The 12,673-nt window shown below is 25.4% G+C and carries 10 protein-coding genes; 3 read left to right on the top strand and 7 right to left on the bottom strand.

What is annotated here, in order from left to right; all coding sequences use genetic code 11:
- Positions 1-1,032: a biotin synthase BioB gene (bioB, locus tag BAKON_RS01475; RefSeq protein ID WP_014499443.1), complete on the top strand. Its 1,032-nt coding sequence runs from the start codon at positions 1-3 to the stop codon at positions 1,030-1,032.
- 365 nt (positions 1,033-1,397) lie between these two features.
- Positions 1,398-2,072, top strand: a complete 675-nt coding sequence (gene bioD, locus BAKON_RS01470) for a dethiobiotin synthase (RefSeq protein ID WP_014499442.1) — start codon at positions 1,398-1,400, stop codon at positions 2,070-2,072.
- A gap of 89 nt (positions 2,073-2,161) precedes the next feature.
- Here bioD and glyA read toward each other — a convergent pair whose 3' ends face one another.
- From glyA to BAKON_RS01450, 4 genes are all read right to left on the bottom strand, one after another.
- The gene (glyA, locus tag BAKON_RS01465) at positions 2,162-3,415 is read right to left on the bottom strand and encodes a serine hydroxymethyltransferase (RefSeq protein ID WP_014499441.1); all 1,254 of its coding nucleotides are present in this window, start codon (positions 3,413-3,415) and stop codon (positions 2,162-2,164) included.
- Positions 3,416-3,484: 69 nt separating this feature from the next.
- Positions 3,485-4,729 (bottom strand): histidine--tRNA ligase, encoded by a 1,245-nt coding sequence (gene hisS, locus BAKON_RS01460; protein WP_430393314.1) that lies wholly within the window; start codon positions 4,727-4,729, stop codon positions 3,485-3,487.
- A 72-nt stretch (positions 4,730-4,801) separates the two neighbouring features.
- Positions 4,802-5,914 (bottom strand): flavodoxin-dependent (E)-4-hydroxy-3-methylbut-2-enyl-diphosphate synthase, encoded by a 1,113-nt coding sequence (ispG, locus tag BAKON_RS01455; RefSeq protein ID WP_014499439.1) that lies wholly within the window; start codon positions 5,912-5,914, stop codon positions 4,802-4,804.
- Positions 5,915-5,962: 48 nt separating this feature from the next.
- Positions 5,963-7,054, bottom strand: a complete 1,092-nt coding sequence (locus tag BAKON_RS01450; RefSeq protein ID WP_014499438.1) for a bifunctional tRNA (adenosine(37)-C2)-methyltransferase TrmG/ribosomal RNA large subunit methyltransferase RlmN — start codon at positions 7,052-7,054, stop codon at positions 5,963-5,965.
- Between the two features lie 232 nt (positions 7,055-7,286).
- On the opposite strand from BAKON_RS01450, the gene BAKON_RS01445 reads away from it, so the two are divergent.
- Positions 7,287-8,084, top strand: coding sequence for an inositol monophosphatase family protein (locus BAKON_RS01445; protein WP_014499437.1), 798 nt, complete (start codon positions 7,287-7,289; stop codon positions 8,082-8,084).
- A 29-nt stretch (positions 8,085-8,113) separates the two neighbouring features.
- On the opposite strand, the gene topA is transcribed toward BAKON_RS01445, so the two are convergent.
- The 3 genes from topA to BAKON_RS01430 form a co-directional block, all read right to left on the bottom strand.
- The gene (gene topA, locus BAKON_RS01440) at positions 8,114-10,699 is read right to left on the bottom strand and encodes a type I DNA topoisomerase (RefSeq protein ID WP_014499436.1); all 2,586 of its coding nucleotides are present in this window, start codon (positions 10,697-10,699) and stop codon (positions 8,114-8,116) included.
- Positions 10,700-10,784: 85 nt separating this feature from the next.
- Positions 10,785-11,822, bottom strand: coding sequence for a protease SohB (sohB, locus tag BAKON_RS01435; RefSeq protein ID WP_014499435.1), 1,038 nt, complete (start codon positions 11,820-11,822; stop codon positions 10,785-10,787).
- Positions 11,823-11,911: 89 nt separating this feature from the next.
- Positions 11,912-12,652, bottom strand: a complete 741-nt coding sequence (locus tag BAKON_RS01430) for a pseudouridine synthase (protein WP_014499434.1) — start codon at positions 12,650-12,652, stop codon at positions 11,912-11,914.
- Between the last annotated feature and the right edge of the window lie 21 nt (positions 12,653-12,673).

Raw genomic sequence — 12,673 nt, 5'->3', positions numbered from 1 at the left:
ATGAAAAAAAAATGGACACTAGAAAACACACAAGAACTTTTTAAAAAACCATTTTTTGATCTTATGTTTCAAGCTCAAACAGAACATAGGAAAAACTTTAATCCTAATGCCATACAAATAAGTACATTACTTTCGATAAAAACGGGATCTTGTCCAGAAGATTGTAAATATTGTCCACAAAGTGCTAGATATAAAACTACTTTAAAAAAAGAACCTTTATTAGAAATGGAAAAAATTATTAGTGCTGCAAAAAAAGCAAAATCTTCAGGTTCTAGTCGATTTTGTATGGGTGCTGCATGGAAAAACCCAAAAGAAAAAGATATGCCTTATTTAGAAAAAATTATTAAAGAAATAAAAAATATGGGCATGGAAACCTGTATGACTTTGGGTTCTTTAAATAATTCACAAGCAGAAAAATTAGCAAATGCAGGTTTAGATTTTTATAATCATAATTTAGATACATCGGAGAATTTTTATAGCAGTATTATCACTACTCGTACATATCAAGAACGACTTAATACTTTACATGTAGTTCGTAATGCTGGTATGAAAATTTGTTCTGGAGGTATTATAGGTTTGGGAGAAAAAATAAAAGATCGTATTGAATTATTAATGGAATTATCTAATTTATCTATTCAACCTGAAAGTGTTCCTATTAACATGTTAGTTAAAATTCCAGGAACACCAATGGAAGATAATAAAAACGTAGAATCATTTGATTTTATTCGTGTCATTGCTGCAGCTCGTATTATGATGCCAAAATCTTATATTAGATTGTCTGCAGGACGACAAGAAATGAATGATCAAACTCAGGCAATGTGTTTTATGGCAGGAGCAAATTCTATTTTTTATGGATGCAAATTACTTACTACAGATAATCCAGAAGAAAAACATGATTTAGAATTATTTAACAAATTAAATTTATATCCTGAATACAAAAAACAAAATATGTTAAAAGACAATAAATATAATACGATTGTTCATTCATCAAAAATTAATAAAGATCAATACTATAATGCAGCTATATTATAATATACAATATAAAAAATTAATTCTTAAACACTTAAGTTTTTAAAATACTTTATCAATATTTTATCAATATTTTATGTTATAAAAATATTTTATTCTTTAAATAAAATATCAGGCAATTATTCTAAATGAGAATAATTTTTTTATTTTTAGGAGTAACTCAATATTATAGTTATCTATTATTTTATCAAATATACATGATAACTTGTATCGAGTTACTCGATTTGGAGGAATTTTGATATTTATATAATTTTCAATAATAATTTTTTAAAAAAATAATCATACAAAAACATTTTTACTAGTATTAATCTTTATATTAAATAAAATATCTATCTTTTAATTACACGTCAGCTAAATAAGATTTAATTATGATTAAAAAATTTTTTATTACCGGAACTGATACTAATGTAGGAAAAACCATTGTAAGTAGTATTTTGTTAAAAAAAGCTGCTATAGCTGGATATAAAACAGCAGGATATAAACCCGTATCTTCTGGATGTCAAAAAAAATTATGTAGTTTTTTAAATGATGATGCAGTTATTCTTAAAAAAAGCAGTTCTATAGTATTAAATTATAAAGAAGTTAATCCAATTTCATTCATTGAAAATGCTCCTCCTCACATCTTAAGTGCACTGCAAAAAAAGCACGTTAAAAAAGAAGAGCTATCTTTAGGTTTAAGAATGATTATAAAAAAAAGTAATTGGATTTTAATAGAAGGTGCTGGTGGATGGTATACACCATTATCTTATAAAGATACTTTTTCAGATTGGGTTAAAGAAGAAAAGTTAACTGTTATTATTGTTGTTGCTATTAAATTAGGTTGTATTAATCATGCAATATTAACAGAAAAAGCTATTATTTCAGAAAAAATAAAATGTGGAGGCTGGATAGCTAATAATATTATTCCTAAAGACAAATATAACATATATTACATCCAAACTTTGTTAAGTTATATTAAAGCTCCCTTTTTAGGTGAAATTCCTTATTTAGAAAATAAAAACAAAATCAATTTTAAAAAAATAAAAATAAAATTACCTACATGAAAATTCAAAATATATTTTTTCAAAAAGCATTGTTTTTATAATTATTAATATAATTTTTAACAAAGATGGATATATTTAATATATTTTAATCAATTATAAACCGGATATTTTGAACAAATTTCTAATACTTGATTTTTAATCTTGATGATATTAAGTTCATCATGAATGTTTTCTAAAATGCTAGATATCCAAGATGATATTTCAGAAACTTCATTCTCCTTAAATCCTCTTCTAGTAATTGCAGGTGTTCCAATACGTATGCCTGAAGTAATAAAAGGATTTCTTGGGTCATTGGGTATAGTATTTTTATTAATAGTAATATTTGCTTTACTTAAAGCAATATCAGCATCTTTTCCTGTTATTTTTTTATTAGTTAAATCAATTAAAAATAAATGATTATCAGTGCTACCTGATACTATCGTATATCCCTTTTGTAGAAATTTTTGCACCATAACTTTAGCATTTTTTACTATTTGTTTTTGATATATTTTAAATTCTGGTTCTAAAGCTTCTTTAAATGCAATTGCTTTTCCGGCAATTACATGCATGAGTGGTCCACCTTGTGCACCAGGAAAAACTGATAAATTTAATTTTTTATATAAAGTGTCACTTCCGTTTTTGGCTAGGATGAGTCCACCTCGAGGTCCCGCTAATGTTTTATGAGTTGTACTAGTCACGACATGTGCATAATGAATTGGATTTGGATAAATTTGAGCTGCTACTAAACCAGCAATATGAGCCATATCAACAATAAAATAAGCATTTACTTTGTCTGCAATAAAACGCATTTTTTTCCAATCACAAATACCTGAATATGCTGAAAAACCACCAATAATCATTTTTGGTTCATACTTTTTAGTTAAATGTAACAATTCTTCATAATCAATTTCGCCATTTTTATCTACTCCATAGGAAATAACATTATATATTTTTCCAGAAAAATTTACAGGAGATCCGTGAGTTAAATGACCTCCATGTGATAACTTCATACCTAATATTGTATCGCCTGGTTTTAATAGTGCTGTGTAAACAGCAAAATTAGCTTGAGAACCAGAATGCGGTTGAACATTAGCATAATCGGCATCAAATAATTTTTTTGCTCGATTGATTGCTAATTCTTCTATTATATCTATATATTGACAACCACCATAATATCGTTTTCCAGGGTAACCTTCTGCATATTTATTAGTTAATTGAGAACCTTGTGCATGCATAATATGATGGCTAGTATAATTTTCTGATGCAATTAACTCTATATGATTTTCCTGCCTTTTTTTTTCTTTTTCTATTGCTAGCCATAGCTCTGGATCATATTTTGAAAGATCTATTTTATTATTTAACATTTTTTACCTAAAAATTAAGTTTTATTTAAATTTTTAAAAAATAGTTTTTTTTTACAAAAAGCATTAAATTTATTTAAAAATTTTTTGAATTTTAATCATTAATTCATTTTTTAAAAGATGATATTCTTTTTCTTTTTTTAAATCTTTAACTAAAAAAAATCCTTTTTTAATTTCATCATCACCTATGAAAATAATAATACTTGCTAAAGAATTTACAGCATGTTTTATTTTTTTTTTAATATTTTGATTTAAAAAATTAATGAATATTTTTAATTTTGGATATAAGTCTCTTATTTCTTCAGATAAATTTACGGCATAGTATTTATTTTTATCTCCTATAAAAATAATATAAATATTAATCTTCTCTATGATTTTAGAAAAAATATTTAGTGATTTTGTTAATAAAACTAAACGTTCTATGCCTATTGCAAATCCTATAGCGGGTGTTTTTTGACCTCCCATTTCTTGCACTAACGAGTCGTATCGACCTCCTGCACAAATAGTGTTTTGTGAACCTAAATGATTACTTTTCCATTCAAAAACAGTATTATTATAATAATCTAATCCTCGTACTAGATTTGGATTACATTTATATTTTATTCCATGTGAATTCATTATGTTACATAAATTTTGAAAATGGTTACTGGAAGAAACATTGATATATTTACTTAGTAAGGGAGCTTCTTCTAATATTTTTTGAACATTTTTATTCTTAGAATCTAAAATACGTAAGGGATTAGTATATAATCGTCTCTTACAGTCTTCATCTAATAAATGTTCGTATTTTTTTAGAAAAAAAACTAGTTCTTTTTTATATTGAAAACGATCTGTTTTAGAACCAATTGAATTAATTTCTAATATTACATCTGAATCAATACCAATTCTTTTCCATAAACGATTTGTCAAAATAATAATTTCTAAATCTATATCTTCTGTATCAAATCCAAAGACTTCTGCACCTAATTGATAAAATTGACGATATCTCCCCTTTTGTGGTCTTTCATATCGAAACATAGGGCCTAAATACCAAAATTTATTATTTTTTTTATTTAATAAATGATTTTGTATGATAGCTCGTACACAACCGACAGTGCCTTCTGGACGCAAGGTTAAACTGTTACCTTTTCGATCGTTAAAAGAGTACATTTCTTTTTCTACTACATCAGTAACATTACCAATTGCTCTTTTAAAAATTTCAGTTTTTTCTAATATAGGCAATCTAATTTCTAAATAACAGTAACTCGTTAGAACTTCTTTTAATATAATTTCTATATAATTCCATATTTTTAATTCTTTTGGAAGATAATCATGCATCCCTCTAATTGATTTAATTTCTTTATTCACTATTTTCTCTTTTATTCCATGTAAATTAATTGAAATATATAGTTAAATATTGTTTTTTTTATTATTTAATTCATCTATCTTTTTTATTTTTTCTCGAATTTTGATTTCCATGATTTCTATAATATTTTCATTTTTGATTTTTTTTTGTTGACGTATTCCATCTTCATAAAATGAACTTTTTTTATAATTTCCTGTTAAACCTAATGTTGCTGTTTTAGCTTCTCCTATCCCGTTCACAATACAACCAATAATTGATACATCTATAGAAGTTGAAACGTCTTCTAATTTTTTTTCTAATTGATTTACCGTATTAATTACATCAAATTCTTGTCTTGAACAAGTAGGACAAGCAATAAAATTAATTCCTCTTGATCTTAGACCTAAGACTTTTAAAATATCATAACCTACTTTTACTTCTTGAATAGGATTTGCAGCTAATGAAATTCGTATTGTGTCTCCAATACCTTCTAATAATAATAAAGCAATACCTATAGAAGATTTTACTGTTCCATTTCTTAAACCTCCCGCTTCTGTAATTCCAATATGTAAAGGTTGTGTAATTTTTTTTCCTAATATCCGATATGATTCTACTGCTAAAAAAACATCAGATGCCTTAACACTGACTTTAAATTGATTAAAATCTAAAGCATCAAAATATTCTATATGTCTCATCGCTGATTCTACTAAAGCTTCTGGAGTAGGAGTTTTATGTTTTTTTAATATATCTTTTTCTAATGATCCTGCATTTACACCAATACGCATAGATATATTTTTATCTTTTGCATAATTAATTATTTCGGATACTCTTTTTTTATTTCCAATATTTCCAGGATTAATTCTTAAACAATCTGCTCCATATTCTATAGCTTTTAAGGCTAACCTATAATCAAAATGTATATCTGCAATTAATGGAATTTGAACTCGTTTTTTAATTTCTTTAAATGATTCTGCGGCTTTTAAAGTCGGTATAGAAATACGAACGATATCTACTCCTACTTTTTGTAATTCTAAAATTTGATTAATAGTATCTAAAGTATTTATAGTTTTGGTATTAGTCATTGATTGAACTGAAATAGGAGAGTTATTTCCAATAGGTACTTTTCCGATATAGATGCGATCAGATTTTCTTCTGTTAATGATTTTATATTTATTCATAAATTTTTTTTTATATATTCATATATAATAGAAGGAATAATAAATAAATTATTTTTTAGAACGATTAGTTATATTACCAGTTAATTGACCACATGCAGCATGAATATCGTCTCCTCTGTTTTTTCTAATCATTGCAGTAAATCCTTTTTTTCTTAAAATATTTGCAAAAATATTTATTCGATTCATACTGCTAGATAAAAAAGATGAACCTAAAAAAGAATTCCAAGGGATTAAATTAATTTTACTAGGTATTCGACTCAATAAACTAGCTAATTGTTGAGCATTTTCATTAGAATCATTGACTCCATCTAACATAACGTATTCTATTGTCACTCCACCTCGATTTGCATTAGAATATTTTAAATATTTTAATGTCGAATTTAAAACGGAAGAAATATTATATTTTTTATTAATCGGCATAATACAATTTCTAATAGAATCATTCGGAGCATGTAAAGAAATTGCTAAAGAAACATCAATCATATGTCTTAATTTATCTAAAGCCGGAACTATTCCTGAAGTTGATAAAGTAATGCGACGTTTTGATAAACCAAAACCATTTTTATCTAAAATTATTTTTAATGCAGAAACAACATTATTTAAATTTAATAAAGGTTCACCCATACCCATAAAGACTATATTAGTAACACCATTTGCAATTTTTTTTTCTTTTAATGTTTTATTTGCTCGCCAAACTTGAGCAATAATTTCAGAAACTTTTAAATTACGTTGAAAACCTGCTTGTCCAGTAGCACAAAAATGACATTTTAAAGCACATCCTATTTGTGAAGAAACACAAAGAGTAGAGCGTTTTTTTTCAGGAATATAAACTGTCTCAATTTTTTGATTATGAATAGAAGTAATCCATTTTATCGTACCATCATAAGAGACTTTTTCTTCTATAAATTTTGATGCAAATATATGAGATTTTTCATATAATTGATTTCTTATTTTTTTACTAATATTAAACATCTTATTAAAATCATTACAGTAATAATTATAAATCCAATTCATGATTTGATCTGTACAAAAATTTTTTGCACCTAAAGAAATAAGAAAACATCTTAGATCTTGACGATTTAAATCTAACAAATTAATTTTAGATGTTGAAATATTTAATATATTGATATTTTTATTCATCTATAGACCTGAAATGAATTACTAAAAAATACTTTTTCATTTAAAATTTCACCCTAGAAGAAAAAAAATAGTAAAAATGTATTATAATTTTATATAACTCAATTAATATAATAAGTTCATTAATTTTCACACTGTTTTAATATTTTAAAAAATATTATTATTTCTTAATGCATATTAAAGATATTTAAATCATGATATTATTCTAAAAAAGTTTAAAATTTAGGAGATTACCATGCATCCAATGTTAAATATTGCTATTCGTGCAGTACGAAAAGGAGGAAACGTTATTATTCAAAATTATGATACATATAAATTTATTATAGAAGATTTAGAAAAAAACAAAACATTTATAAAAAACATAATGTATAAAACAAATAGAATAATAAGTGAAATTATTCATAGATCTTATCCTAATCATATTATTTTAAAAAAAAATGAAAATATTTTTATTAAAAAAAATGAAAAAAACACTATTTGGGTTATCAATGAATTAGATGGAAAAAATAATTTTATTAAATGTTTTCCGTATTTTTGCATTTCTATTGCTGTTATTGTGAAAAACAGAACTGAAATTTCTGTAATATATGATCCTATAAAAAATGATTTATTTACAGCTGTAAAAGGACAAGGTTCTCAATTAAATGGATACCGTACTAGATGCAGCAAAGTTAATACTTTAGATCAAACAACGATTGCTGTTAATCTACCTAATAAAATTCAAAATGACATTTTATCTTCTTTTAAAATATATCAAAAATTAATTTTATCTGGCATTTCTTTTAGATGTACTGGTTCTACTGTACTCGATTTGGCTTACGTTGCAGCTGGAAAAATAGATTGTTTATTTGATTTTGATTTAGAACCTAATAACTTTATAGCAGGTAAGTTACAAGTTCGAGAATCTGGTTGTTTAATCAGTGATTTTACAGGAGGACACCAATATGAAGATTGTCATTCTGGTAATATAACCAGCAGTCCAAAATTAATTAGATTAATTACTGAAAAAATACGCAAATATTATTTAAAATAATTTAATTAAAAATTACGTTTTCTTAAATGCTATTTGCTTGTTACACACCATTTTTTATCAATAAATATAGCTGACCAACCTGTAAATTTTCCTTCTTTTTTAGAAGTAATATAATGCTTTTTTGTTTTTCTATCAAAACATACAATAGTTTTATTACCATAATCATCTATTATAGGACCACTAGATAAATAATGTATTTTTTCTGGTAACAAATATTGAAATCGAGCTAATTCTTCTACAAATGGAGATCTAGTTTCACGTGATTTAGGAAAAGTGTTTGCAGCAAAAAAAATACCGGAAATTCCCTCTCGCAAAACAAACCATGCATCAGATTCTTTACATAATAATTGTGGAAAGGGAATCGGTTCTAATTTCGGATCAGATATTTCACCATTGGGCAAAATCTTTCTTGTATTTTTACATGTTTTATTAATACATATAAAAAATTTACCAAATGGACCTGTTTTTAACATCATGTCACCATTACATTTTTCACATTGAATTATTTCAGATAAATAAACAGGACTTTTAAAAACTCCTTTTTCAATTTTATAGCCAAGACAACTAGGATTATTAATACAGATATGTAATTTTAGTTTTTTATCAATAAAATAACTATCCATAGACATATTACATTCGTCACATCGATTCATTAATTCTAGAGACATCTGTCTGTGATTATCTTCTTCTTTATTAAAATCATTCAGTGAAATAAGGTTTATAGTTTGTTTGCAACGTTTTGTAATATCAATATTATTATATCCTAAACAACTAAGAAAAACACCAGTTATAGCAGTCTTAATTCCCATTTTTTTACAACACATTGGACATTTAATTGAAGTTGGAACAATGCTATTTAATTCCATACCTCCTTCTTCTGGACTTTTTTTAGCTTTTTCTAATTGCTTAGAAAAATCTTCAAAAAATGAATCAAGTACATTTTTCCAAGCAATTTTATTATCAGCAACTTTATCAAGTTTTTCCTCCATATAGGCAGTAAAATTATAATCAATTAAATTGCTAAAACTTTTTTTTAATCTAATAGTAAGAATTTCTCCCATCTTTTCTGCATAAAATTTATTTTTTTTGATTTTAACATATCCTCGGTCTTGTATTTTTGATGTGATTACAGAATAAGTAGAAGGTCTTCCAACACCTTTTTTTTCTAATTCACGCACTAAAGATGCTTCACTAAAACGTGGTGGAGGTTTAGTAAATTTTTGATTAGGTGTAATTTTATCTATAAACAAAATATCTCCTATATTTAGAACAGGAAATTCATAATTTATATTCTTTTCTTCTATTAGAAGTCTAGTCCAACCATTAAATAGTACTATTTGTTCGTTTTTTTGTAGTTTAAACAGATCAGCTAGGACTATTATAGTAATAGATTTATATTTTACTGATGTCATTTGACAAGCTACAAATTGATTCCAAATTAACTTATACAATTTTTTAGCACTAGAACTTAAATTATCTGAGTTGATATTTTCGATTTTAATATCACATGGTCGAATGGCTTCATGAGCTTCTTGAGAATGTTTTCGATTGGAATATAAATTAGGTTCTTTAGGTAAATAATCATCCCCATAATAATTTTTTATATATGTTCTGACTTTTTTAATTGCATGTTTACTTAAATAATTAGAATCAGTTCTCATATAAGTTATATAACCTTCTTCATATAGTTTTTGTGCTAAAAACATTGTTTTTTTTACACTAAATCCTAAACGAAGACTAGCAGATTGTTGCAAAGTAGAGGTTATAAATGGAGCAGACGCAGTTTTATAAAATATTTTTTCTTCATAATTTTTAACAAAAAATAATGATTTTTTTATTTTCTCTATTGCATAATATATTTCATTTCTATTTTTAGGGCGGAATATTTTATTATTATAATGTGTGACATCCATTTCAATCTTTTTTTTATCTTTAGTAAATAGCGATAAATTTAATTTCCAATATTCTTCTGGAATGAAATTTTTTATAATTTTTTCACGATCGGCAATTATACGAACCGCTACAGATTGAACTCGTCCTGCAGATAACCCTCTTGAAATTTTTCTCCATAATAAAGGTGAAATCATATAACCTACCACTCGATCCATAAAACGACGTGCTTGTTGTGCATGTACTCGATTCATATTTATATGACCGACGTTTTGAAATGCTTTTTTTATTGAGTGTTTAGTAATTTCATTAAATACGACACGACTAAATTTAGAAGAATCGCCTCCAATAACTTCTTTTAAATGCCAAGCTATTGCTTCGCCTTCTCTATCTAGATCTGTAGCAAGATATATATGATTTACCTGATTAGCAATAGATTTCAATTCAGAAATTATTTTTTCTTTGCCAGGTAAAATATAATATTCAGCTTTCCAATTGTGATAGGGATCAATACCCATTTTTTTTATCAAAAGAGTTTTTTTATTTGGTTTTGCAAAAATACTTTCATTAGGATGTTTTTTATTTTTTTCTTTATTTTGGGATTTACCTGTTATTAAATCTCGTACATGTCCTATACTAGATTTTACTATGTATTCAGCACCTAAATATTGATTTATAGTTTTTGCTTTTGCTGGAGATTCAACTATAACAAGAGATTTTTTCATGTTTTTACCCAGTAAATCATATTAATCTATATTCTAAAAAAATAATTAACACAACATGAATTATATGTAAAATTTTTTTTTAAAATTATAAATAATTTTTATGAAAAAATATTTTAAGTAAAATTTTTCTAATATTATGTACTATAGAAGAAGTAAAACGTTCTAATATTTTTTTTTTATAAATATATTGAATGTTCAACAAAGTGTATTCTCCCATCTTCGACATTAGAATATCATCACTTGTACTAATTTGATCAACTAATTTTTTTTCTAAAGCCATTGTCCCAAACCAATGCTCTCCATTAGACACACTTTCAATATCTAAAGATGGTCTCATTTCTTTTATGAAATTTTTAAAAAGTTTATGTGTCATATTTAATTCTTCACAGAATTTATCACGTGTTGATTGAGTGTTATGTCCAAACATTGTCAAGGTGCGTTTATAATCTCCTGCAGTATGAAGCTCAACATCCACATTGTATTTTTTTAATAGTTTGTTAAAATTGGGTATTTGACCTACCACTCCAATTGAACCTATTATTGCAAATGGTGCTGAAACAATATAATCTGCAACACATGCCATCATATATCCTCCACTTGCTGCAATTTTATCAACAGATACAATTAGATGTATTCCTCGTTGACGCAATCTATTTAATTGAGAAGCAGCTAATCCATATCCATGAATTACACCTCCAGAGCTTTCTAAACGTAATAAAACTTCATCATTTTTATTTGCCACAGAAAGTACAGCAGATATTTCTTCTCGCAATCCCATCACTTCATTTGCATAAACTCCTCCCTTAAAATCTAAAATATATAATTTTTTCTTTTTATTTTTAAGATATTGATCTTTATTTTCTAATATTTTTTTTTTGTTTTTTTTATTTTTTATTTTTTCTTTTTCAAACCATATTTTTTTTTCAAAATTTTCCATTGTGGATAATAAGATTTTATTTTTTATATTTTTATAATTATCTTCAAGTAAAGTAATTTTTATTTTACTATCAGTGTTTTTTTTTCTTTTTATTATTGTATAAAATAAAGTCAATGTAGAGATGCTGATTATAATAAAAGTAATAATTTTTGCTAAGAATAATTCATAATTTAAAAGTAAATTCACACAATGAACCTTTTTTAAAAGACAGCTAAAATGTTTTTGTCAAATAAATATATAAAGAATTTTTTATATAAAAATTTTTAGTATTCTCTTTAAGCAACTAAATTAGATAAATTATCTACTAATGTGGAATTTAATTCAGTCCAATGCCCTAATTGTAAATTTTTAGGCAAAATAATATTCCCATACCTTATTCTGATTAATCTACTAACTTGACATTTTACAGTTTTCCACATGGATCTGATTTCACGATTTTTTCCTTCACATAAAACACCTTTAAACCATTTATTTTTTCTTGAGTCTTTACAATCAATAGGTTCTATACTTTTAAATGAAGCATAACCATCTTTAATTTTAACTCCATTTTTTAAAATATTCATTGTATTTTTATTAATTTGTCCAAAAACTCTAATATAATATTCTCTCTCTACTTTGTTCTTGGGATGCATGAGTTTATTAGCTAGATTTCCATTATTTGTAAATAATAATAACCCTCTAGTATTAAGATCTAATCTTCCAATACTAATCCATCGATGAATATTTAAAAAAGGCAATTTATCAAATACAGTAGGTCTTTTCTTGACATCATTTCTAGTACAAATTTCTCCTTCTGGTTTATTATAAATTATTACTTTTGTTTTAAAATATGTTTTTTTTATAGATATTATTTCTCCTTTTATCCTAACTTCTCCAATATTTTTATAATCTAAACGTTGACCAATTATTGCTTTTATCCCATTGATAGATATATTCCCACATTGAATCAATTTTTCAATATTTCGACGTGAACCATATCCAAAATGAGACAATATTTTTTGTATTTTTTCACTCATCTATCTAAAACCTTTTATAAT

Source organism: Buchnera aphidicola str. Ak (Acyrthosiphon kondoi), assembly GCF_000225445.1.
In the GTDB taxonomy this organism is placed as follows: Bacteria; Pseudomonadota; Gammaproteobacteria; order Enterobacterales; family Enterobacteriaceae; genus Buchnera; species Buchnera aphidicola_A.
This window is presented reverse-complemented; position numbering and strand designations above follow the sequence as displayed.